21 protein-coding genes and 1 riboswitch are annotated in these 23,713 nt (G+C 58.1%); of the genes, 12 read left to right on the top strand and 9 right to left on the bottom strand.

Going from position 1 to position 23,713, the window contains the following annotated elements:
- Nucleotides 1-9: 9 nt before the first annotated feature.
- Both MDHKLMBL_RS13615 and MDHKLMBL_RS13610 read right to left on the bottom strand, forming a co-directional pair.
- Nucleotides 10-1,716: a putative bifunctional diguanylate cyclase/phosphodiesterase gene (locus tag MDHKLMBL_RS13615; protein ID WP_053115292.1), complete on the bottom strand. Its 1,707-nt coding sequence runs from the start codon at nt 1,714-1,716 to the stop codon at nt 10-12.
- Nucleotides 1,717-1,840: 124 nt separating this feature from the next.
- Nucleotides 1,841-2,932 (bottom strand): DUF3336 domain-containing protein, encoded by a 1,092-nt coding sequence (locus tag MDHKLMBL_RS13610; protein ID WP_053115293.1) that lies wholly within the window; start codon nt 2,930-2,932, stop codon nt 1,841-1,843.
- 105 nt (nt 2,933-3,037) lie between these two features.
- Nucleotides 3,038-3,130, top strand: a riboswitch (glycine riboswitch).
- Nucleotides 3,131-3,293: 163 nt separating this feature from the next.
- On the opposite strand from MDHKLMBL_RS13610, the gene MDHKLMBL_RS13605 reads away from it, so the two are divergent.
- Complete coding sequence (locus tag MDHKLMBL_RS13605) at nt 3,294-4,514, top strand: D-amino acid dehydrogenase (RefSeq protein WP_104271029.1); 1,221 nt, start codon at nt 3,294-3,296, stop codon at nt 4,512-4,514.
- Here MDHKLMBL_RS13605 and MDHKLMBL_RS13600 read toward each other — a convergent pair.
- The 5 genes from MDHKLMBL_RS13600 to MDHKLMBL_RS13580 all read right to left on the bottom strand — a co-directional run bounded on the left by MDHKLMBL_RS13600 (nt 4,495) and on the right by MDHKLMBL_RS13580 (nt 10,718).
- Nucleotides 4,495-6,054 (bottom strand): FGGY-family carbohydrate kinase, encoded by a 1,560-nt coding sequence (locus MDHKLMBL_RS13600; protein ID WP_104271028.1) that lies wholly within the window; start codon nt 6,052-6,054, stop codon nt 4,495-4,497. The genes MDHKLMBL_RS13605 and MDHKLMBL_RS13600 overlap by 20 nt on opposite strands.
- Entirely contained in the window at nt 6,044-7,642 is a 1,599-nt protein-coding gene (locus MDHKLMBL_RS13595) for a glycerol-3-phosphate dehydrogenase/oxidase (RefSeq protein WP_104271027.1), read from the bottom strand. Before MDHKLMBL_RS13595 ends, MDHKLMBL_RS13600 begins: the two co-directional genes overlap by 11 nt.
- Before the next feature lie 26 nt (nt 7,643-7,668).
- Nucleotides 7,669-9,273 (bottom strand): FAD-binding oxidoreductase, encoded by a 1,605-nt coding sequence (locus tag MDHKLMBL_RS13590; protein WP_104271026.1) that lies wholly within the window; start codon nt 9,271-9,273, stop codon nt 7,669-7,671.
- Between the two features lie 123 nt (nt 9,274-9,396).
- On the bottom strand, nt 9,397-10,059 hold the full coding sequence (locus MDHKLMBL_RS13585; RefSeq protein WP_008171198.1) for a transglutaminase-like cysteine peptidase: 663 nt from the start codon (nt 10,057-10,059) through the stop codon (nt 9,397-9,399).
- Nucleotides 10,060-10,067: 8 nt separating this feature from the next.
- Nucleotides 10,068-10,718: a type II secretion system protein N gene (locus tag MDHKLMBL_RS13580; RefSeq protein ID WP_104271025.1), complete on the bottom strand. Its 651-nt coding sequence runs from the start codon at nt 10,716-10,718 to the stop codon at nt 10,068-10,070.
- 166 nt (nt 10,719-10,884) lie between these two features.
- On the opposite strand from MDHKLMBL_RS13580, the gene gspE reads away from it, so the two are divergent.
- The 11 genes from gspE to gorA all read left to right on the top strand — a co-directional run bounded on the left by gspE (nt 10,885) and on the right by gorA (nt 20,780).
- Nucleotides 10,885-12,393, top strand: a complete 1,509-nt coding sequence (gene gspE, locus MDHKLMBL_RS13575; protein ID WP_053115298.1) for a type II secretion system ATPase GspE — start codon at nt 10,885-10,887, stop codon at nt 12,391-12,393.
- 3 nt (nt 12,394-12,396) lie between these two features.
- Nucleotides 12,397-13,608, top strand: a complete 1,212-nt coding sequence (gene gspF / locus MDHKLMBL_RS13570) for a type II secretion system inner membrane protein GspF (protein ID WP_008171191.1) — start codon at nt 12,397-12,399, stop codon at nt 13,606-13,608.
- 67 nt (nt 13,609-13,675) lie between these two features.
- Nucleotides 13,676-14,128, top strand: a complete 453-nt coding sequence (gspG, locus tag MDHKLMBL_RS13565; protein WP_014576991.1) for a type II secretion system major pseudopilin GspG — start codon at nt 13,676-13,678, stop codon at nt 14,126-14,128.
- Nucleotides 14,129-14,134: 6 nt separating this feature from the next.
- The gene (gene gspH, locus MDHKLMBL_RS13560; protein ID WP_053115299.1) at nt 14,135-14,665 is read left to right on the top strand and encodes a type II secretion system minor pseudopilin GspH; all 531 of its coding nucleotides are present in this window, start codon (nt 14,135-14,137) and stop codon (nt 14,663-14,665) included.
- Complete coding sequence (gene gspI / locus MDHKLMBL_RS13555; RefSeq protein WP_008171187.1) at nt 14,662-15,036, top strand: type II secretion system minor pseudopilin GspI; 375 nt, start codon at nt 14,662-14,664, stop codon at nt 15,034-15,036. Before gspH ends, gspI begins: the two co-directional genes overlap by 4 nt.
- Entirely contained in the window at nt 15,033-15,812 is a 780-nt protein-coding gene (gspJ, locus tag MDHKLMBL_RS13550) for a type II secretion system minor pseudopilin GspJ (RefSeq protein ID WP_104271024.1), read from the top strand. Before gspI ends, gspJ begins: the two co-directional genes overlap by 4 nt.
- A 6-nt stretch (nt 15,813-15,818) precedes the next feature.
- Nucleotides 15,819-16,823: a type II secretion system minor pseudopilin GspK gene (gspK, locus tag MDHKLMBL_RS13545; protein ID WP_104271023.1), complete on the top strand. Its 1,005-nt coding sequence runs from the start codon at nt 15,819-15,821 to the stop codon at nt 16,821-16,823.
- Between the two features lie 2 nt (nt 16,824-16,825).
- Nucleotides 16,826-18,130, top strand: coding sequence for a type II secretion system protein GspL (gspL, locus tag MDHKLMBL_RS13540; protein ID WP_008171184.1), 1,305 nt, complete (start codon nt 16,826-16,828; stop codon nt 18,128-18,130).
- Between the two features lie 3 nt (nt 18,131-18,133).
- Nucleotides 18,134-18,664: a type II secretion system protein M gene (locus MDHKLMBL_RS13535; protein WP_008171183.1), complete on the top strand. Its 531-nt coding sequence runs from the start codon at nt 18,134-18,136 to the stop codon at nt 18,662-18,664.
- A 56-nt stretch (nt 18,665-18,720) separates the two neighbouring features.
- Nucleotides 18,721-19,392: a GNAT family N-acetyltransferase gene (locus tag MDHKLMBL_RS13530; RefSeq protein ID WP_008171182.1), complete on the top strand. Its 672-nt coding sequence runs from the start codon at nt 18,721-18,723 to the stop codon at nt 19,390-19,392.
- A gap of 26 nt (nt 19,393-19,418) precedes the next feature.
- A complete protein-coding gene (gorA, locus tag MDHKLMBL_RS13525) occupies nt 19,419-20,780 on the top strand; it encodes a glutathione-disulfide reductase (RefSeq protein WP_104271022.1) in 1,362 nt (453 codons plus the stop codon).
- Nucleotides 20,781-20,818: 38 nt separating this feature from the next.
- On the opposite strand, the gene MDHKLMBL_RS13520 is transcribed toward gorA, so the two are convergent.
- Nucleotides 20,819-22,762, bottom strand: a complete 1,944-nt coding sequence (locus MDHKLMBL_RS13520; RefSeq protein ID WP_104271021.1) for an ATP-binding protein — start codon at nt 22,760-22,762, stop codon at nt 20,819-20,821.
- A complete protein-coding gene (locus tag MDHKLMBL_RS13515; protein ID WP_241956239.1) occupies nt 22,755-23,564 on the bottom strand; it encodes an ABC transporter substrate-binding protein in 810 nt (269 codons plus the stop codon). The genes MDHKLMBL_RS13520 and MDHKLMBL_RS13515 overlap by 8 nt, the downstream gene beginning before the upstream one ends.
- Nucleotides 23,565-23,713 lie beyond the last annotated feature (149 nt).

Raw genomic sequence — 23,713 nt, 5'->3', positions numbered from 1 at the left:
TTTTCCTGATCAGAAGCTGGTCAGGAATTCTTCAACTTTGTTTGCCGGCATGGGCTTGGCATAGAGAAAACCCTGAGCGAGATCACAACCCAGTTCGGTGACCAATTGGGCCTGTTCATCCGTCTCAACACCTTCGACCAGCACGCTTAGGCCCAGGCTGTGGCCAACGGTAACCATTGCCTCCATGATGGCCATGTCGGCGCTATCCTGCATCGCATGTTGCAGAAAGCTCCTGTCGATTTTGATTCCACAAACCGGGAGTTTTCTGAGATAGACGAGAGAGGAGTGCCCGGTACCGAAGTCATCGATCGAAATGTGCACGCCTGCCTGTTTCAGTTTTTCTAACTGTTTGGTTTGGTTTTCATCGCTGCCGAAAACCTCGTTTTCAGTCAGCTCCACCCCAAGCTGGTGAGGCTGAAGATTGTAACGTTCCACCGTTTCGAGAATATGGCTCGCAAGGTGTGGATTGGTGAGCTGTCGTCCCGATAGGTTGATATCAACCCGCAGGTTTTTCAGAGGGGTTTCCTGCCATGCGTCGAGTTGCTTGCAGGCTGCTTCGATAACCCATTCGCCAATCCGGTTGATGAGACCGGACTTCTCAGCCACTGGAATGAAAGTAGCTGGCGACACTGCTCGGGATTGACCGTGAAAACAGCGGAGAAGTGCCTCGCAGGAGTCGCTTTTTCGATCAGCCAGGCTGATCTGGGGCTGGAAAAACAATTCCAGCCCATCGTTATTCAAGGCGTCTCTGAGCAGGTTGGTGATTTCTTGATAATGGACCAGCCTGTCGTTGATGTCGGGGGTATAGAAACACACGCCGTTCTTGCCGGTTTCTTTGGCCTGGTACATGGCCGCGTCTGCATTGCCCATCAGCTCGGCCACGGTGGTGCCATTATGCGGGAAAAGACTCACGCCGAAGCTGGCGGTAACCTGGTAACAATCGCCCTCCAGATGCACTCTGTGTTCCAGAGCGTCTATCAACCGACAAACAAGTTCGTGAATACCTTCAGGGCCTTCGAAATCGAAGATCAGCAAGACAAACTCGTCCCCGCCAAAGCGGCTCAACAGGTCTCCGCCTCGAAGTTCGGCCCTCAAGGTTTCGGCCACCGCTTTCAGAAGGCTGTCACCATGATGATGGCCAAGCGTATCGTTGATAATCTTGAAATTGTCCAGATCGATAAAGACGACTGCCAATTCCTGCTGCAGGCGATCAGCCTCATCCAGTCGACTCGACAACTCGGCTTCCATAAAGTGCCGGTTGGGTAATCCGGTCAGGTCGTCAAAACTCGCGCGCCGATAAAGCTCGTCTCTGGCTTGTTTCTGCTCTTCGAGGCTTATGTCGATGCAGAACATTTCACAGGCCCCGCTGTCCTGTTTGATCATCACATGGCTTGAGTAAACGGGAACCAGATGTCCTTCTTTGTGTTTCAGTTCAAGTTCGTCGGAGGGAATGCTGATGTTTTTTTCAAGCCAATTGCGGTGCGCTTCGATCACACCGTTACGCATGTGATCGGGAATGATGAGGTCTTCCAAAAGCTGCCCAAGTGCTTCGTCGCGGGAATAGCCGTATAGGCGGGCGCTTGCTTCATTCCAATAAATTACCCTACGGTGTCTGTCGTATCCCTGCACAGCCACCATGGGCAGACTTTCGATCAGCTCGTAAAACCTGTTTTCACTGTCCTCGGTAGCCGATCGACTTCCTTGTCCAATATCCATTGCTTGTCAGCATCCTCATGATTAGCGATAAACGTTTCGCGAAGCGATGATGCAATAGAATGAGAATAGTTCGGGATCCCAGGGTTATCTAGTTGGTTTACTGATCGGTAGGGCGGTGCTGTCTTTAGAGCGGCGTTGCAGTCTGCTCTGCGGTTTCCTGCTCCAGCTCTTGCTCCAGCCTGGCGATACAGCGATCGAATGCCCGGCTGATCCTGGTCTGGTCCTTGATCATGGCCAGCCGTGGCCATGTGGCCTGTTCACCGAGATTGATATACATCTCGAGATCTTCAGGGGTCGGGTTGGAGAGGACCTTTCGGTAAAGGGACGCCTTGGGCGGGAAATGGATGTTGATGTCCCCGAGGTATTGCTGACTGGTCATGGCGTAGGCCTGCTCGATGAGTGGCCGTGGCTTCTGCTGGGTGCGGGTGGGGGAGACGGAGATATTCAGTGTTCGGCCACTGTGCTCATAGGCTTCCTTGAAACTGACGCTGCCAAGATTGTGCTGGAGATGCTCCTGAAGTTGGCGCGGATCCATGGCATGGCCAGCCCTCAAGCCTTCCGTGACGCCGAGCCAGTGGAAGGCATTCAGGTGAATCCGTTCCGGATGGTTAAAAAACTCTGCCAGTTCCTTGTCGTCCCGTTTGCAGATGGCACCCGCCACGATGGCACCCATGCTGGAGCCTGCCATGACATCCGGCAGCAGATCCTGTCGCCAGAGCGCCCGGGTAACACCGATATGGTAAATACCAAAGGCCGCACCCCCGCTGAGCATCAGGGCTGGCCGGCCATAGACCCGCTCGGCGTCCTGAAACATTTTCAGTTTTCGGGCGGTTGTCACTTCCGGAATAGGGTGATCGCAAATGAATTCCATGGACGTCTCGACGGCATCCAGGAATTCACCCACTAACCGGTTGGTGCCGCTGCGCGCCACGGTGTAAAGATCGGGATTGGATAATTCGCCCAGGTGACGGTAGAGGCTCTCCTGAAGGATCCGGATCAGTCGCCGTGTGTCGCCATTCTGCCGGCAATGGTCCATGAGGCCCATGTGCTTGCGCATCAGGCTTTCATGCAGCATCCCGGTTTCTTCCTGCTCGCGCCAGGCCAGCAGCCCGTCCATGTCATCGAGCGCGGTAGCGGCCTCGCACCACTGCTCGTAGTCGTGGGCCTGTTCCAGTTGCTGCTGGAGCTGTTTGCGGGTCTTCGAGGCGTGTTTCATGGCTTTTACCTTAACCCATACGGCCCAAGCTGTGCAGAGGCCGGTTTCCTGGCTCCGGGTTATTTGCTATGTTTAGGCCCGTGGGTTGGGTTTTATTACCAATCAGACATGTCTGCGGGAGAGACTGAATCCCTTGCGATCAGCGCCGAAGGAGCAACTGCCCCGGAAACTCTCAGGCAAAAGGACCGCTGACATGAATACTTTCCGAAGAGCTGTCGACAATCGCGTCAGTCGGCACACCGAAGGAGCAAACGACCGTTTTCGTTAAAACGGCTCGTGAATCTCTCAGGTCCCGTGACGGAAGGGGTGCTTTCTGCCATTTCGAGCAGGGAGGAAACCCTTGGCGCTCACGGAGATTGGAATGAAGCGAATCGCAGTAATTGGCGGTGGTATCACTGGTATTACCACGGCCTACACCCTTGCCAAGCGCGGGCTTGACGTTACGGTTTACGAGAAGCATCGCTATGCGGCGATGGAAACCTCCTTCGCCAACGGTGGACAGCTCTCCGCTTCCAACGCAGAGGTCTGGAACAACTGGCAGACCGTGATGAAGGGCATCAAGTGGATGTCCCGCCGGGATGCGCCACTGCTGGTCAATCCCAAGCCTTCCTGGCACAAGCTGAGCTGGTTCGCCGAGTTCATTGCCGCCATTCCCCAGTATGAAAAGAACACCACGGAAACTGCCCGCCTGGCCATTGCTGCCCGTGACCACCTGTTTGCCTGGGCGCAGGAAGAAGGCATCGATTTCGATCTGAAGAAGCAGGGTATCCTGCACATCTACCGGGACAAGGCCGGGTTTGATCACGCTGAAAAAGTATCGCGCCTGCTGGCGGCTGGTGGCCTTGAGCGCCGGTCGGTGACCCCGGAGGAAATGAAATCCATCGAGCCGACCCTGGCCGGCAACTATTACGGCGGGTTTTTCACAGAGAGTGACTCCACCGGTGATATTCACAAGTTCACCAATGGACTGGCGGATGCCATCAAGCGGCTGGGCGTTAAAACCTGTTATGGCCACACGGTGACCGAGCTGAGCGCCGATGAGCGTAATGCCTGGGTGACCGCCCTCGATGGCACCGAACAGTCCCGGGACACATTTGACGGCGTGGTGATCTGTGCCGGCGTCGGCAGCCGCGGGCTCGCGAAAAAGCTGGGTGACCGGGTGAATATCTATCCGGTTAAGGGGTACTCAATTACCGTGGAGCTGGACGACGAAGCCTCGCAAAAGGCGGCACCAACCGTCAGCTTGCTGGACGATGCTACCAAGATCGTCACCAGTCGCCTGGGCGATGGTCGTTTCCGGGTTGCCGGTACCGCCGAGTTCAGCGGTTACAACCGCGATATCAAGGACGACCGCATCCGCCCGCTCACCCGTTGGGTTGAGCAGTGCTTCCCAGGTGTCTGTACTCGCAAGGTAGTGCCCTGGGCAGGCTTGCGGCCAATGCTGCCGAACATGATGCCAAGGGTTGGGCCAGGCCGCCTGCCGACCGTGTTCTACAACACCGGTCACGGTCACCTGGGCTGGACGCTCTCTGCGATTACCGCTGAGTTGGTTGCTGAGAGTGTTACCGGGGATAGCCGGTAATCTCGCGGATTTTCCGGTACAGGGGTTGAAGCTGAGGGTACATCTTCAGATAAACCTCGGAATACAGCCGCTGGTAAAGAGCCCGGGTTTCTTCGTTGGGATGAAAAACGTCGCCAACCCGGGTCATCTTCGCCACGGCGGTGTCGAAATCCGGATGTAGCCCCAGCCCTACAGCCGCATCAATGGCGGCGCCGAGCCCGGAGGTCTCATAGGTGTGAGGCCTCTCGGCCGGTAACCCGAACACATCGGCGGTAAGCTGCATCGCTGCATCGCTCTGTGAGCCACCGCCGGCCACTCGCAACTTCCTGATCTTCACGCCGCTTCGCTTCTCGATTTTTTCCTTTCCTTCCCGGAGCGCGTAGGCAAGACCTTCGAGGATTGCGCGATAAATGTGGGAGCGGGTGTGAACGTCCCCGAACCCGATGATCGAGCCTTTCGCTTCCGGCCCCGGCTGGCGCACGCCGGGTGACCAGTAGGGCTGCAGCATCAGGCCCATGGATCCGGGCGGCACTGCCTTGACCAGTTCATCGAACAACGCTTCCGGCTCGATACCTCTTTCCTCGGCCAGTTTCTGCTCTCTTAGCCCGAACTCCCGCTTGAACCAGCTCACCATCCAGAAACCCCGGTAGATCATGACCTCCGTGGAATAGTGACCGGGCAATGCAGAGGGATAGGGCGGCATCAGCCGGATCGGCTCGACGTAACGCTGGCTGGTGGTGTTGATGGTGGCAGTGGTGCCATAGCTCATACAGCCAATATCGGGTGTCAGCCCGCCGGAGCCGAGAATTTCACAGGCCTTGTCGGAAGCTGCGGCGATTACTGGGAGGCTTCTTGCCAGGCCCAGGTGCTTGCAGGCTTCGTCGGTCAAATGGCCCAGTGTTTCGCCGGGTGCAACCAGCTCAGGCAGCATGGCGGGCTTGACCGGCATGGTCTGCCATTTGAAATCCCGCCGGCCGGCCCAGCGATGCTTTTTATAGTCGAATGGCAGGTATCCGACCTGGCTGCCGGTCGAGTCCCGGAATTCTCCGGTGAGTCGGTAGTTGAGATAGCCGGACAGCAACAGGAAATGCCGGGTTTTGGCCCAGATCTCGGGTTCATTCTGGGCGATCCAGTTGGCCTGGGTTTTTTCCCGGAACCGGTTGATAGTGTCTTCCAGACGGGCAACTTTGAACAGCCATCCCCAGGGCCCTTTGACGGAGCCTTCGACCCTTGCATGGCGCTGGTCGAGCCAGATGATTGCCGGGCGTAGAGGCTGTCCATTTGCATCCAGATTTATAACGGTGCCGCGCTGGTTGGTCACGGTAACGCCGGCAACCTGATCCGGTGTCGCGTCTGTGGAGTTCCAGAGCAATTGGCAGGCTTCCCCGAGCTGCTCCCAGAAGTAGTCCGGGTGCTGCTCGGCCCAGCCGGGCTCTCTCGAAAAATAGGGCTCGATTTCCTGCTTGCCTTTGCCCACCAGATTGCCACTGGTATCGAAGAGCAGCGCCCGAACGCTCTGGGTGCCATTGTCGATGGCCAGGATGAGCGGCTCAGCTGGCATCGGATGCCTCCTGGGGTGGCAGCGAATAGGCGTTGTGATAGATCGACAGGTAGCGGGCCTGTTCCTCCTCCCAACGCTGGTCAGCCCAGCCAAGCAGGGGCTGGCAGTGGTTACGAATCTGCGGGAGAAGGGCTTCGCCGGCATTCGGTAGTACCATGCCTAACCGCGTTCGTCGCAGAAGCAGGTCATCCAGATGCTGCACATCTTCTCTCCGGCACGCCCAGCAAAGCTCCGCCCAGAGCAGGTTGGAAGCCCGATTTGGAGTGACAGGCTCCAGTGGGCCCGAAGCAAGCAGTTGATCAAGCTCGGGGCCATAGAACCCCTGCAGTCGCTGCCAGCACTGGTGGCTAATGGTGGCTGGCCTTGAGGGGTGATCTGTGCCCTGAAACACCGGTTTGGATGCGGGCCGCAGAACCTTGCTGGCGTCTTCTCCAAGCCCCTGGACGAGTGCCTCGCGGGCGATGACCCGGAAGGTGGTGAGCTTGCCGCCGGCAATGCTGACCAGCCCCCGATCCACCCGAAGAGCGTGTTCCCGGTTTTCCTTGGACGGTGCCTTACCCGTGCCATCGGTTACCACCGGCCTTACACCGGCCCAGGTTGAAAGGATGTCGCTTCGCGTAATAGGGCTGCCCGGAAACAATCGTGAGGCGATCTCAAGCAGGTAGGCGGTCTCGGGTTCAGAAATCACCGGCTCCTGATCCAGGTTGCCCTCATGGTCGATATCGGTGGTGCCGAGAACGGTGGTGCCCAGCCATGGGAAGGCAAACACCGGGCGGCCATCTTCCGGATGAAACAGGGAAACCGAACAGGACACCGGCAGACTGGACCAGGGCAGCACGAGATGGCTGCCACGCAGGGGCCGGATGTGCATGGTGTCTTCAGAGGTCTTGCTGGACTGTAGCCGATCTGCCCAGGCACCGGTGGCATTGATGACCAGGGGCGCGAAGACCTCAATGGGCGTATCGTTTTCCTCTGCTTGAATCAGCAAGCCGGATACATCGCCGTTGCTGCGCTTTATTTCACCGGCTCTTGTGTAATTCAGGCACATGGCTCCGTCCCGCCGGGCTTCGGCAATCAGGCGCAGGACCAGGCGCGAGTCGTCGGTGACTGCATCGGTAAAACCGCTGGCGCCGGCGAGTTTTTCGCCCGTCAGGCCCGGCACCCAGAGCATGGATTCGGCCGGGGTCAGAAAGTGGCGGCTTCGGTTGCGGGCAATAAAGTCGTAAACCCGAAGCAGTGTCTGGAACAGGCGCGGTCCGGGGAACTGGCCTTTAAAGTGCGGCATGATGAAGCGCAGGGGCTCAATTAACCCCGGTGCTTCCGCCATTAACCGTTCCCGCTCGCGCACGGCGTCCCGGGTAAGACCGTAATGCCCGCTGCCCAGGTACCGAAGGCCACCATGCACCATCTTTGAGGACCGGCTGGAGGTACCCCAGGAAAAGTCCTTCTGTTCCACCAGAAGCGTGCGCAGCCCGCTGCCTGCTGCTTCCCGGGCCACGCCAGCGCCGGTAATTCCGCCGCCGACCACCACCACATCAAATTTGTTGGTCCCTGAGCGCAGCGCATTGAGAATGTCAGTCCGGTTCATATTGGGGCTCCCTTTGGGCGTTGCGCTCATTTGACCAGTGTTTCCGGGTTCAGGATCGCGTCCGGGTCAAAGGTGCTGCACAGGGAGCGTATCGCCAACATGCCCAGTTCGCCTTTTTCCACCGGCAGGTAAGGGGCGTGATCCTTACCGACACCGTGTTGATGGCTGATGGTGCCGCGGTTGTTCACGATCAGTTCGGAGGTGCTGGTTTTGAGCGTTTGCCAGCGCGCGAGTGTTTCCTCGTAGCTGTCGCCCACCCGGAACACATAGGTGGTGTAAATGCTGCAGCCCTGGCTATAGAAATGGGAGAGGTGGGTGAACACATGGGTGTTCTCGTTCTGGTCTTTCAGCCCGTCACGCAGGCTGGTCTCGATCAGACCCAGCAGATTGTCGACGTTGTCCCAGTCAGTGGCCGTTTCCAGAGTGTCGACCGCATAGCCCATCTGCCAGAGGGCCTCTCTCAGATAGGGCATGGTAAAACGCTTGGCCGCCCATTTGTCGCCGAGCCGCGTGCCGGTATAGACGCCATTTTGGGCCTTGCAGATGCTTCGGGCCTCTTTCAGGGCGTTTCGGGTCTGCAGTCGGGAGCCGGTGATCCCGAAGGTCATCATGCATTTGCCCTCACCAGCGCCCCTCAGCGAAAGGAAACGCTCGAGCATGCCGATAAGCCGGGGGTGGCCGGCCAGCGCGAGCTGGGTCTCGGTCTCTAAGGCATTGCTGAGCCTGAGCATGGATAACTGGGTTCGGTTCTGCACCAGCAGGCGGCTGGCTGTGCGGGCGCTCTCCCAATCCGGAAAAAAGACCACATGAAAGCTCTCGTGTTCGGGCAGCGGAGTAACCCGCACCTTCACCTCGGTAATCAGCCCGATACGGCCTTCCGAACCCAGAATCATTTCCCGGATATCCGGACCGGCGCTGGAGGCCGGTATGGTGGGCAGGTTAAGGGTGCCTTTCAGGGTTTCGACCCGGCCCCCGGCAAAGAGTTGTTCAATGCGGCCATAGCGCAGGGATTGCTGGCCACTGGATCGGGAGGCCACCCAGCCGCCGACGGTGGAAAGCTCGAAAGACTGAGGGAAATGCCCCAGTGTGTAGCCATGGGCCCGGAGTTGGGACTCAACGAGTGGCCCGGGTGTTCCCGCACCAAACGTCGCGATCTGGCTGTCCGTGTCCAGGTCGATCAGGCGATTCATCCGGCTCATGTCCACAGTCAGTACTGGCTGGCCTTTATCCACCGGATTTATGTGCCCGGCCACACTGGTGCCGCCACCGTAGGGAATCAGGTGAATGTGTTGTTCCGCGGCCCAGGAGAGCAGGGTTTGAACCTCTTCGCTGGTGGTAGGGTAGGCCACGCCATCGGGGAACACACCAAACTCGCCGCTGCGCATGGCCAGCCAGTCCGCAAGACTCTGGCCGCGGGCATGGCGCACTCGCGCTTCCGGGCCTGTATCGATCAGTGATTCCAGATCTGCCGGCCGGGTAAGGCGGGTTTCCGGTACTTTGGCGCAAACGGAATCCAGGGTCGCGTCCGCCAGAGGCCGGCCACTACCGATGCGTGATGCCAGAAAGTCCTGGCCCTGTTCCGGCATTGCCAGATTGAATCCCTCGTCGCCCCAGCCGTTCCAGCGTCGCATGTGCTTTATTCTCCAGATTAAAAACGAATGTGGCGCATTCTATAGGCTCTGCGTCGTTCGCCGCTGTCGCTTGGCGCCATGGTTCCTGTCATTTGCCGCCAGTGGCTGGCTTTGGCAACCCGCTCAGGGTCGGAGCGATTCCGTCAGCCGGCTGTTGAGGTCCTGCCACCGTGAGAGTTTGCCCGCTTCGCCGATCCGGGTGCGCGCTCCGCCGGACTGGTTCAGCCAGAGGCCTTCACCGTTGAAGCTGTAAACGGGTTCAAGATCAGTACGTTGAGATGCAGGTTTAATGTCATTTATCAGGTTGTCCAGAATCAACGGATCGGCGTCTGGCTCCGGGTACCACGCCAGCACCATGTGGGCCTGGTTCAATTCCAGCGCTTTGACATACACGATTCGGAGCTGATCATCGGGCACGCCCATGGACTTGAGGGTCAGGTATTTGGCAATCGAGAAATCCTCACAGTCGCCTCCGTTGGTGGTCAGCAGTTCTACCGGGGTTGCCCAGTAGTCTTCCTCGCCCCAGTGGCGGATATCGCTGACAAACGTGACTCGATTGAAGAAGGAGTTCACAAGCCGGAGCTGTCGGTCGATGGGGGCGTTTGCGGCAAGAGCATGCAGGCGCTGCCAGTTTTCAAGGCGCTGGTGGGCTTCGGTTCCGAATTCTTCCTGAACATAGTTCATCAGACGGGAGCCGAGCTCGAAGGCACTCACAAGAGAGACCACGAGCAATAACGCAGGCAGAAGCGTGGAACGGCGGCGTATCTGAAGGGCGGCCGTTTCCATAGCGCGCCTCAGTTATTGTTCCGTAGGCGTTCCCTGAGCTGCTCAAGGCGCCGGCGGATTTCCTCCCGGCGCTGCTCATCGCTGGTGGCGGAAGCGGGCGCTCTCGAGGGTGAGGGGGATGCAGCCTGCTGGACAGCGGGCGAAGGCTCTGCCTGCTGGTCGGCCGTGAAGGATATGCCGCTGCGGTCTTCGGATTCCGGGAAGTATAGGTTTTCGAGTTTGCCGGAACGTTCAATGATCACCCGGTTCGGATGTACCGAGCGCAGTGTGGCATTGCCGGGCAGTTCGTCACCCACGAGGTAGGCTTCGGTTTTACTTTTGTCATCTTCGATCAGCGCGCTGCCCGGGAAATCACCATCCGCGGCCAGTACGCCCCGAAGGAACAGTCGGAGGTTGGTTTCAGGGAGATTCTCGGTATCCATTTCTACCGGCTCGCTTTCGCCGGATGCAGCTCCGAACAGATCCAGGGAGGAAAGGTCCACGCTGGGTGGCTCACGACCGGCGGTCGGGTCGGAGACCAGTGGCTGCACGTTATCGTACTGTCCCTGCTGGCCTTCCATTTGCCAGAAACGGTAACCCTGCCAGGCTGTCAGAGCGACCATGGCCGCCCCTGCCACGAGCGCGAGAATCAGGGGAAACCGTTCATTGTTTAGGAGCATTGATCATCCTGAATGCAAGTTTGTGGGCCGGGAAAAAGCTCACAGGTTATCAGACTGCAACGTTTTATTGGGAGTATAGTGTATAGAGTTATTCAGCGGGTCCATATCCTGTGGTAGCCTTTCTGAATTAGTTGAATCGAAAAGGGTTTCACGAACGAGGACGACCTTGACCACAGACACTGAACTTCAGCCGCAGGATGCTCCGCTGGGCCGTCTTCCGTTTACTTTTGCCAAGCGCAACGGAGTAATCCTGACCCGTTCGGACGCCGGCGAGCCGGTTATTCTGGTGCGTCCCGGTGCGTCCCATTCTGCGCTGGCGGAAGCGAACCGTATCAGTGGCGGTCGTGCCCGTTTTGCCACCATCGATCCGGACCGGTTCGACCAGGCTCTGAATTCCGCCTATCAGAACGATTCTGCGGAAGCGATGCAGATGGTGGAAGGCATCGGCGATGACATGGACCTGGCCTCGCTCGCTGACTCCGTGCCGGAAACCGAGGATCTTCTGGAGCAGGAAGACGATGCTCCAATCATCCGTCTGATCAATGCCATTCTCACTGAAGCAGTGAAAACCAGCGCCTCGGACGTTCACATTGAAACCTATGAAAAGCGCCTTGTGGTTCGCTTCCGGGTGGATGGTGTGTTGCGTGAAGTGGTAGAGCCCAAGCGCGCACTGGCCCCGCTGCTGGTGTCCCGGATCAAGGTTATGGCGAAGCTGGATATCGCTGAGAAACGGGTGCCCCAGGATGGCCGTATTGCGCTGAGGGTCGCTGGTAGGGAAGTGGATATTCGTGTGTCGACCATGCCGTCTTCTAGCGGTGAACGCGTGGTTCTGCGTTTGCTCGACAAACAGGCAGGTGCCATACGGCTGGAATCCCTTGGCATGGCGGGGCAGGACCTGAAGGTTCTGCGCAAGCTGATTTACCGGCCTTATGGCATTTTGCTGGTCACTGGCCCGACGGGTTCCGGTAAGTCCACCACACTCTATGCTTCGCTCCAGGAAATCAACGATCGTAGCCGCAACATCCTGACTGTTGAGGACCCCATCGAGTATAACCTGCCGGGCATCGGCCAGACCCAGGTGAATACCAAGGTGGACATGACCTTTGCCCGGGGTCTTCGTGCCATTCTGCGTCAGGATCCCGACGTGGTTATGATCGGTGAGATTCGGGATCTGGAAACGGCAGAAATTGCCGTACAGGCGAGTCTGACGGGCCACCTGGTCCTCTCCACGTTGCACACCAATACCGCCGTTGGCGCGATTACCCGGCTTATGGATATGGGTATCGAGCCCTTCCTGATTTCATCAAGCCTGGTGGGCATTGTTGCCCAACGGCTGGTTCGGGTTCTGTGCAAGGAATGCCGGGAGCCGTATACACCTACAGAAGAGCACTGCGAGTTTCTGCAGCAGGATCCCGCCAACCCGCCCACCATTTACCGGGCAACCGGCTGTAGCCATTGCAACCAGCTCGGTTACCGTGGGCGTATTGGTATCTATGAGGTGGTGGAGATCTCCGAGGAAATCAGTTCTCTGATCCACAAACGTGCCGGGGAGCTGGACCTGGAAAAGGTGGCTCGCCAGCATGGCCCGAGTATTCACGCAGACGGCGTGCAGAAAATCCTGGATGGTGTGACCACGGTGGAAGAAGTACTCCGCGTTACGCACCGGGGTCAGTAAACCATGCCAGCATACGAATACAAGGCGCTCGATTCCCGAGGCAAGCAGAAACAAGGTGTCGTGGAAGCCGATGCGCCGAGAGCCGTTCGCCAGCAACTTCGGGAGCGAGGCCTCACGCCGCTGGCCGTCGAACCGGCCGCCGAGAAACAGGCCAGGAGCAATCCCCTGGGCAGCCGGGGTTCGCTGGCCGCGGCCGATCTTGCACTGGTTACACGCCAACTGGCAACCCTGATCCAGTCCGGCATTCCCATCGAGCAGGCGCTCTCGGCGGCCGCTCAGCAGTCACCGAAACCCAGAATACGCAGCATGCTGATCGCCATTCGCGCGAAAGTCATGGAAGGCTACACCCTGGCGGACAGCCTGGGTGAGTTTCCCCGGGCGTTCCCGAGGCTGTACCGGTCTACCGTTGCTGCGGGTGAGCACGCCGGCCATCTCGATCTGGTTCTGAACCGGCTGGCGGATTACACCGAAAACCGTCAGGAGGCTCGCCAGAAAATTCAGCTGGCGGCCATCTACCCCATCATTCTCAGTATCGTCGCCATTGCCATCGTCGTGTTCCTGCTGACCTACGTGGTGCCGGATATCATTGATGTGTTTCTGAAGCAGGGGCAGGAGCTGCCAACGCTGACTATGGCCATGCTTGCGGTGTCGGAATTTCTGGCGGATTACGGTGTCTATCTATTTATACTGCTGGTCGCCGCATTGATGGTGTTCCGCTTTTTCCTGACCAAGCCCGGGTTTAGACTGCGGTTTCACAAACGTCTGTTACATCTCCCCTTGTTTTCAGGGATGGTTCGTGGCGTTAACACTGCCCGATATGCCAGCACCCTCAGCATACTGACGACCAGTGGCGTGCCGCTGGTCGAGGCAATGCGCATTGCCGGTGAGGTGTTATCCAATGATTTTCTGCGGCAGGAACTGCGGGATGCAGCCAGAAAGGTCAGCGAAGGCGGCTCATTGCACCGTTCCCTCGATCAGACCGGGTATTTTCCGCCGATGATGCTGCACATGATCGCCAGCGGGGAGGCCAGTGGTGAGCTGGACAGCATGCTGGAACGAACCGCGCGCATGCAGGAAAACACCCTTCAATCAAAGATCGCTGCGATTGTGGGGCTGTTCGAGCCGATGATGCTACTGGTGATGGGCGTGGTGGTGCTGATCATCGTACTGGCCATCATGCTGCCGATACTGAATATGAGTAATCTCGTGGGATGAAACCCGCGCCGGAGCGTCAGTCGACGAGCCCGGACCAAAGCAATCCATGCCAATAACGAGTGAGACAATGACGACCAAAAACCTCAATTCACACAACCGTAACCGCGGCTTTACCTTGATTGAAATCATGGTGGTGATGGTGATCCTGGGCCTGCTGGTGGCCATCGTGGCTCCAAACATCATGGGTCGGAGTGACCAGGCCAAGGTTACCGTGGCGGAAACCCAGTTGAGCAACATTGCCAATGCGCTGGACCTTTATCGCCTGGATAACAGCCATTATCCCTCCACCCAGCAGGGTCTTGAGGCGCTGGTTTCCAAGCCAAGTGGCAGCCCGGAGCCCAAGAACTGGAATTCCGACGGTTACCTGAAGAGCGTGCCGGAGGATCCCTGGGGTTCTGAATACCAGTACGTAAGCCCGGGTACCGAAGGTCCCTACGATCTGTATTCCTATGGCTCTGACGGCCAGGAAGGTGGCGACGGCGACGCTGCGGATATCAGCGTCTGGGACACCGAGGGCTAAATCACTGTGCAGGTCAGATCCCGACAGACCGGTTTCACCCTGATTGAAATACTGGTGGTCCTGGTGGTTGTGGGTCTGCTGGCTTCTCTTGCCGTGTTTACCATGGGGGGAAGCTCCCAGCAGCGCGAACTGGAAAATGAGGTCCGGGAGCTGTACCTGCTTATGCAGACGGCCTCGGAGCAGGCGGTTCTGAATAACCTGGAGCTGGGCCTGAAGCTGGAGGAAGACGGCTACCAGTTCGTGGCTTACCAGGATCAGACTGGCGACTGGAAGGCCTCCGGTGAGCGTATGTTCCGGGCCCGGAGCCTGCCGGAATGGCTCACTGTCACCGAGTTCATCGAAAGCGACGCGCCCAGGCTGGCATCATCCGAAGCTACCCTGTTGCCGGACGTCGTTTTTTTCTCCAGTGGCGAGACAACGCCGTTCGAGCTTGAGTTCACTATCGGAAACGGGTCAGACACGATGCACGTTCTGGCCTCGGATGGGGTGTCGCCCATGGACTGGCGCAAACCGGGCGATGAGGGGAGCAGCGGGTGAGGACGCAGAAAGGGTTTACCCTGATCGAAGTACTCATTGCCCTGCTTGTGTTCGGCCTGATTGCAACGGCTGCGGCCGAAGTTGGAAGCCAGTACATTTCCAGTTACGAACGGGTTCGGGACAAAACCCTGGCGAGCTGGTTGGCAGATAACCGAATAAACGAAATTCGACTGCAGGAAAACATTCCGGGCATCTCCGAGAACTCCAAGGATACCGACTTCGGGCCGTATCGTTGGCGGGTGACCACCGCGATTCTTGCAACCGCCGAGGCGAAGATGCGTCGTGTGGAGGTTACGGTTGCCCGTTATCGCGAGGAAGGCGCGACGCCGGAGCCGATCCATACCCTGTCGGCTTTCGTGGGGGCACAATGAGGTTCCCGTCCGCACACAGCTGCCATCCGCAACAACGTGGTTTTACCCTGCTGGAGGTTTTGATCGCGGTTACCATCACCGCCGTTATCGGGCTTGGCGTTTGGCAGGTTATCAACGGAGTGGTCAATTCCCGCGATCGGGTGAACGAACTGGCGGAACAGTTCGACGGTTTGCAGCGGTCCATGCTCCTGCTTGAGCGGGATATCATGCAGGTGGTCAACCGGCCGGCCAGGGACATTTACGGGGATTTCCAGCCAGCGCTCTCCAGCCGTGCGGACGACTTTTCCCTGTTGCTGACCCGTCAGGGGTGGCGGAACCCCCTGGGTATTCGCCGCAGTTGCCTGCAGCGTGTCGGCTGGGAATATACTGGCAGCGAACTGCGGCGCCGGTACTGGCCGATGGTGGATCAGGGCCAGGAAGATGAAAGCCGCGACGTGCTGCTGCTGGAAGGCGTAAAGCGCCTGGAAATAAGGTTTCTGGATGCCAACCGGAGCTGGCAACCGCAATGGCCAACCGATGAGGTGATGGCCGGACTGACCCCGGGTAGCCGCCCGGATATTCCACTGCCGCTGGGCATGGAAGTAACTCTGGAACATGAACGTTTTGGAACGCTGGTACGGACCTTTGCCTTACCGGATTTTGATCCGGCCGTTGCCCAGGGTGCAGTAAACCAGGCCAACCAGGCTGCCAGCGAAGCGGAAGAAGAAAGCACAGAAGAAGAGGCTACCGGAGAACAAACCGGAGAGAATACCGGTGCAACGGGGCAGGGAGGCTAGGTAGCGATGGGCCAGACCCCGAGGTTATCGAATCGTCAGCGCGGCGTTGCTCTGATCATGGTGCTGCTGGCCATGGCTCTGGTGGTCATGCTTGCTTCGGGGATGACCCAGCAGCAGAGCTTGCGAGTGTTCAAGGCGGGACATTATCTGGCTCAACAGCAGGGTCAGAGTATCGCACTTGGCGCCGAGGCGTTCGCCCGCCAGATCCTGCGCAGGGATTATGACGAGGACAAGGAAGAAAGCCTGATGGTCGACAGCCTCGACGAGTTCTGGGCCGCCAATGCAGCCGTTCTGCCGCTGGATGACAATGGTGTGGCTGAGGTCCAGATTGACGACCTTGGAGGTCGGCTTAATCTGAACGACCTGGTCGGCGCCAATGGCCAGGTGGATCCCATCGTCAGAGATCGTTTCGTTCAGCTGTTTGCCGCACTGGGGATTACTGCAGTTTCTGTAGATTCGCTGGTGGACTGGATCGACCCCAATGACCAGACCGTCACGGCGTACGGCGCCGAGGATGGCCAGTATCTGATGGCTGAGCAGGGTTACCGGGCTGCCAACCAGCCGTTCACCACGGTGACCGAATTGCGCCTGATCGAAGGCATGACCGAAGAGATTTATCGGGCCCTGCGGCCCCACGTGGCGGCACTTCCTGTAAATGGTACGGGGATCAACGTGAACACCGCGACGGCCATGGTGATCCGCTCTCTCCATGAAGAGCTGACGGACGCCCAGGCTGCGTCTATTCTTGAGAAGCGGGAAGAGGAACGGTTCGAGAATCTCCAGGACTTTCTGGCGTTACCAGAGTTCGCCGGGCTCGGGCTCAAGTCGGTTGGACTGGGGTTGCAAACACGGTTTTTTGAAGTTGCCTCGCGGATTACCTACGATAACCGTGTCGTGAATATGGTCAGTACCGTGTTCCGGACTCCGGAAGGCGAAGTCCAGACGGTTAACAGGGATATCGGTCAGAAAAACCGAATCACCAAAGAGCCTTTCACAATTTCAGAAGGATAATCATGTCTTATCGCCTTTACGTCCGCCCAATACCGCCGTTTGCGGACGCTGACCAGGACCCCGGTGCCCAGATGTTCAACTGGGTCCTGCACGATGCCAGTGGCGATGCGCAGGCTCGCGGCGCAGGCGACAGTCGGGAAACCATCGAGCATACCCTCGGCCAGAATGCACTGGATAATGTTCTGTTGATCGGCCTTATCCCCGGCGAAGAAGCGATTTATTGTCTGGCTGATATTCCCGCGAAGCAAAGCCGCTTTATCAATCAGGCGTTGCCCTACGCTGTCGAGGAGCAGATTGCCCAGGACATTGATTCTGTTCATCTGGCGCTGGGCGCCCATACCGATCACGGCTACCGCGTAGCGGCCATTGATCGCGAACGGATGGGGCAGTGGGTGAATCTGTTCAGCGGCTGGGAGCATGTTCGCCTGGAAGCGATTTTTCCGGATGCCTCATTGTTGCCGCGCACCGAAGGCGGCTGGTCGGTCTGCCTGGATGGCGAAACGGCAATGATGGTGAGCGAACGCGGCGAGTGGCTGAGTATGCAGTCTGCGAACCTGGGAATGTTTGCTCACACGCTGGCTGCACCGTCTGCGGAGGAAGTGGTGGCTGAAATTCCGGTCACGCTTTACGGCACCGCTGAAGAATTTGATCTCCAGCAATCGGCCATCTCGGAGTTGAACGGTTCTGGTCGGCTTGCCGTTCGCAAGGAAGTTCTTGAACTCATGCCTCTGGAACTGCTGGCCTACGCCCATCACCATCATCTGTGCGAACCGGTAAACCTGTGCCAGGGCATGTTCTCGTCCAAATCGGGCAAGGCGAGTCCGCTCAAACCATGGAAACCCCTCATCGCAGTTGCCGCCGTCTGGTTCGTGGTTCAGGTGGCGTTGAATGCCGGAATGGGATTCTACTATCAGAATCAGGCAGAAAAACTGCGAAACGAGGCCATGGCAATCTATCGCGATGCGTTTCCGAATGACCGGCGTACCCATGCCGGCAACGTCCGGCGCGTGATCGAAGGCCAGTTGCGGGTTGCCGGCGCAAGTGGGCCGGAAGTGGACTTTATTACCCTGATGAAATACACCGGACAACAGTATTCCCGTTTGCCGGGCAGCCAGGGAGTGAATTTCAATTCAGTGAATTACAGCCGCTCACGGGGTGAGCTGGTCGTAGACGTGAGAGCCGATAGTTATGACCGTTTGAGCGCTCTGCGCAACGGCCTCGCGAACCAGGGGCTGGAGGCGCAGATTGGTTCGGTGGTGAACGAAGCGAGCGGCGCCCGCGGCCGCCTGACGGTCTCAGGAGGTTAAGGTATGTTTTCCCGAATCAAGGATCAGCCGGCGGTCGGCAAACTCATTGCGCAATACGACCAGTTGCCCCGTCGCGACCAGCAGGCTTTGGTGGTGCTGGCCATCGCTGTGTTTCTTGGCCTTCTGTATTTTGCCGTTTGGCGACCGGCGGCCGGGTTCTACGACCAGGCGGAAGCTGCCAGAGACAATGCCGGCGAATTGCTGGCCTGGATGCAGGCAAACCAGCGGACAATTCAGCGTCTTGGCAATACAGGCGGTGCCAGCACCACGGCGTCGGCAGACAAACCTGCGGATGGCCGTGCCCTGATGGCGCTGGTGACCCGTTCCGCCGGGGAGGCGGGTCTGTCACTTCAGCGCTTTGAGCCCAGCGGTGAAGACGCCATCCGAGTCTGGCTTGAGAATGTGCCTTTTGCAGAGGTTGCCGCTTGGTTAGAGCGATTGAATGGCAACCATGGTGTCGTCATTGACCAGGCGGCCATGGACAGGGCCAGTGAGCCAGGGCGGGTTTCCGTTCGTCTCACACTGGCCATCTGATTCTGAAAACCAGATTCCGGGCCTTTTGTCCGGAACTGACGCAGGAGAGGGAAGCGATGAGTAACGGCAGCGACAACAAGAACAAATCCGAGCCAGCCATTGTTCGCCTGGACGAAACGGCGCGGAATGAAGCCAGATCCATTCTGTTTCACGCCTACCGGAACGAACCGACGTTCCAGTACCTGTTTGATCACCGGCGCCCCGGCTACGATCAGAGGGTGAGGGCGACCATAAGGGAGCTGATAGACCTTTATTTTGAGCTCGAACAGGATGCCATTGGCGTGATGGTTGACGACACGCTTGTGGCCGTTGCGTTCATCGGGGATCCCGAATTAAGGATGAACCTGGCTGATCAGATCAGCTGGCGGATTCGTATGGTGCTGACGACGGGGTTTGCCTCTACACGTCGGTATCTGGACTACCACGAGAAAATTCGCGACATGTTGCCACAACCACTGGCGCATCAGTTGCCCATGATGGGGGTTAATCCCAAATACCAGAATCGCGGCTACGGCCGTTTGCTGCTGAAAACCGTTGAAAAACTCTGTGCCGAGAACCCGCGTGGCAGCGGGTTGGTGCTCGATACGGGTAACAACCGTTATCTGCCGTTTTACGAATCCGAGGGCTTCCGGAGCCTTGGCAAGATTCAGCTCGGCGATTTTGAAGATCACGTGTTGTTCAGGGAAGTGCATCCGGAAACCAAAACGGCCACCTCCGGCCAAACCTGATTTTAAAATGTGTAACGGGAGAAGCTGTGTCTGACCAGCAGGATTTTGATCTGATCGTTATCGGAGCCGGCTCCGGCGGCGTTCGCCTCGCGCGGATGTCTGCCCAGCGGGGCGCCAGGGTGGCCGTGGTTGAATCCAGGTATCTTGGCGGAACCTGCGTAAACGTTGGCTGCGTGCCCAAGAAACTGTTTGTGTACGGCGCTCACGTTCACGATGAGCTGGAAGATGCAGCCGGCTACGGTTGGCAGGTTCCACTCGACGATGTCAGTTTCGACTGGCCGAAGCTGGTTGCCAACAAGAATGCCGAGATCGAGCGTCTGAATGGCATTTATGGCCGGTTGCTGGAAAACGCCGGTGTGACCATCATCGAAGGAACGGCGTCATTGTCAGACGCCAATACCGTGGTCGTCGGGGATACCTCCTATCGGGCCAAACACATCACGATTGCCACCGGCAGCTGGCCGGTGATTCCGGATGTGCCCGGCAAGGAATGCATTCTTACGTCCAACGAGATGTTCTACCTGCCGCAGCTGCCGAAGCAGGCCGTGGTCTGGGGCGGTGGCTACATCGCTGTGGAGTTTGCCGGCATCCTGGCCGGGTTGGGTGTTGATACAACCTTGCTGTATCGCGGTGATCTGTTCCTGCGCGGGTTTGATGTCGACATCCGACGGTTTACCGAACAGGAAATGCGGAAAAAAGGCGTAAACCTGCAGTTCGGGGTGACCATTGAATCGGTTGAGGCCGAAAACGCCCATTACCGGGTTCAACTTAACAATGGCGAAACCCTGGAGACCGGCCTGGTGATGGCGGCAACCGGTCGTCGTGCCCTGGTTGACGGTCTTGGTCTGACTGATCTTGGCGTTCAGCTCAGCGCCTCGGGTCATGTTGTCGTGGATGATCACTTCCAGACTGCCGTGCCCTCAATTACTGCGCTGGGTGATGTCATTGGAACTCCTCAGCTTACGCCGGTTGCCCTGGCACAGGGCATGGTGCTATCCAGACGTTTGTTCGGCGATGGCAAAGGTGAAATGGACTATTCGGCGATTCCAACGGCCGTATTCTGCCAGCCAAACATCGGGACGGTTGGGCTGACCGAGGAAGAGGCCCGGGAAGCGGGGCATCGACTGCGGATTTACCGTTCGGAGTTCCGCCCGATGAAATACACCCTCAGTGGTCGTGACGAACGGAGCTTGATGAAGCTGGTGGTAGACGACGAGACTGATCGAGTATTGGGTGCCCACATGGTGGGTCCGGACGCTGGTGAGATTACCCAGGGGCTGGCGGTTGCCATCAAGGCTGGTGCGACCAAGGCCCAGTTCGATTCCACCCTGGGCATTCATCCGACATCTGCTGAGGAGTTTGTCACCATGCGCGAGCCGGTGGCGTGATTTAGTGCCGGCGTCCTGTTCTGGGCGCCGGAATCTTTCTAGAGCTTGATCCAGCGGCTGAGCACTTCGCGGAGCATTTCCTTGCGAACAGGCTTGGCCAAGTAGTCGTTCATGCCACAGTCGAGACAACTCTTTTCCGTGCCGGGCAGAACGTCCGCCGTTAGTGCAATGATCGGTGTCCCTATCTGCCCGTTGCTCTGCTCCCATTCCCGGATATAGCGGGTGGCCTCGTATCCATCCATCACAGGCATCTGACAGTCCATCAGGATGATGTCGTAGCCCGTGTGGTTAGTGGTCACCCTGTCCAGTGCTTCCTTGCCGTTGTTGGCGGAATCGGTATGGAAACCCAATCGCTTGAGCATAGCCGTGGCAACGCGCTGGTTTACCGGGTTATCTTCCACCACCAGGGCGTGGCTGGTTCCATTAATCGTCTCCCTTGGCGGTGTACCGGTCGGCTCGGGCTCGCTGGGTCGGTCCGCCAGCTCGAAGGGCAGCTCAAACCGGAACGAGGAACCCTTACCCAGATCCGTTTCCACCTGAATGTGTCCGCCCATGAGTTCAACCAGCCGCTGGACCAGGGACAGGCCAAGCCCGGTGCCCCCGTATAGCCGGCTGTTTCCGCCGTCGACCTGTTCGAACGAGTTGAAAATGTCGTGAAGACGCTCGGTCGGAATGCCGGATCCGGAGTCGCTGACCGAGCAATTCAGAATGATGCAGTTGTCTTCCAGGGCGAAAAAGCCCGCCTGGATATTGATAAAGCCATCGCCAGTAAACTTGATGGCGTTGTCAGCCAGCCCCGCCAGAATTTGCCGCAAACGCGCGGGGTCACCGATGACAACGGCGTTGTCCGGCCAGTCGCCAAAGAACTTGAGATTGAGGGCTAGGCCCTGTTGCTCGGCGAGGTGTCGGTAGGTGGCGGTGCAGTTGGAAATCAGTTCCCGAAGGTTAAACTCCTGGCTGTCGAGCTTCAGGGTGCCGCTGTCCACCTTCGAGTAATCGAGGATGTCCCCGATGACGGTCAACAGATCCTCGGTGGACTGGCGGGCAGTGTTGAGGTATTCGCGCTGGCGTTGGGTAAGCGGTTCTTCCTGGATCAGATCGACCATCCCAAGCACCCCGTTCAGGGGCGTACGCAACTCATGGCTCATGGTTGCCAGAAATTCGGATTTTGCCTGATTTGCCATCTCGGCCTTTTCCCGGGCACCTTCAGAGGCGGCGAGGGTCTGGTCCCGTGCTGTTTTCAGGCCGGCCAGATGATGAGCCAGCTGGTTAAGTTGCTCTTCAATGGCAACGATCTCCTTCGAACTCTGGTGAGTATTCAGGGGACGTTCCTGGTAGTCACCATCGGTGAGTTGACCGATTCGCCCGGCGAGGTCCCGTATCGGTGCCAGAATTACTCCGAGGAAATGATTGATGATCAGAATGCTGAACAGCAGCAGGGCCACGCCAACGGCGATCGATGTCCAGAGAATATCCTGCCGCCGTTCCGCAAGAACATCCTGACTTACGCCAACCTGAACAGTGCCAACCCGCAGAGAACCCGAACCGAAGCCATAGTCTGGCTCAAACCACTCCGCAGTGCGCTCCGAACCAAATTCCAGGGGCTGCTGGAGAATCTCGGCTTCGTAGATCTGGTAGCGCTCGGGTATCTCACCCGGATTGATCGGTCCGTGGGAAACGAAGCCAAGTTGGTCTCCCATAACGTCGGAGACCCGGATCCAGTCGGCTTTACTGCGACGCAGCGACTGGGAAAGGATCTGGTCCAGTGCCAGAGTGTTGCCAGAGACAACAGCGTATTCAAGGGCAGGAGCGAGGCTGTCGGCAAGCATCTGACTGCTGTCGGACAGATCCCGGCGGGCATCCTCAAGACGCACGGACGTGAAGAACACCATCAGAACGATAAACATGACGATGGCTGGCAGAGCTCCAAGGAGCAGCAGCTTTCGCGACATGGGGCGCTGTTGTCTGTGGCTGTTATTCATCAGACGCCTCCCCATTAACCGTTAATTGTCGATCCACCCGTGTGGCAATGTCCTCACGGCTCGGCAAAGGAATGTTCAGAGAACGTGCAACCTGGGCATTGACCTCGACCCGAAACTCTTCGGGATACGAGGGTTCCGGGTATGCCCCGGTTTCGAAAAAGGTCGATAAAAAGTTGCCGGCCATCTCAACCATTTCAGGGAACGGGGCATAACTGGAGGCCAGGGAGCCTGCTTTGACATAAGCCTGAGTGGGGCCGATGACGATCTGATTACGGCGGTAGGCGGTCAGCAGTATATGTTTGATGGTTCGCGGGTTGTAAATGGCGCTGTCGGGCGCTGCAAGCAAGAAATCACCGTAACCAAGGGCCCGGACAAGCGTCGGAATCAGCTCATCGTTGCTGTCGACAAGAAAGATCTTCGCCGACATGCCATAGGCCGGCAGTTCATCGATCAGCGGCTCGTACAGTTCAACGGAATCCGCGGTTGCCAGCAGGGCAATCTTGTTGGCCTGGGGCAAAATGGCCTTTCCCGTCAGAGCCTGGCGGATCAGCGGCACGTCGTACAACACCGCCGAGATCTGGCCCGGCGACCGCTCGGCAAAGGCGGAGATAAAGGACCGGTCGACCAGCATGGCCAGGATCGCTGCGGACCGGTTGGCTTGACGTGCCCGGGAGAAAGCGGCGGGGCCGACCGTAATGACCGGACTGTTCTCCAGAGTGGCCAGCTGGTCGTCGGAGACCTCGGTCAAGGAGGTCGCTGGTCCCAGCTGCCGTTTCAGGAGAGCAATCAGATGTTGATCCAAAGGTGCGTTACCTGAGCCGACAAAATAAACGACCCTTGCCGGCGCTTCCTGAGCATTGGCCACCGTGGCGCAAACGGCGAAAAGCAGAATGCACAGGGCCTTGAGTAAAAGGCCCGGGTTTCCGCATCTATTCCGGTTTCGGTGAATCG

This window comes from Marinobacter flavimaris (assembly GCF_002933295.1).
GTDB classification, from domain to species: Bacteria; Pseudomonadota; Gammaproteobacteria; order Pseudomonadales; family Oleiphilaceae; genus Marinobacter; species Marinobacter flavimaris.
This window is presented reverse-complemented; position numbering and strand designations above follow the sequence as displayed.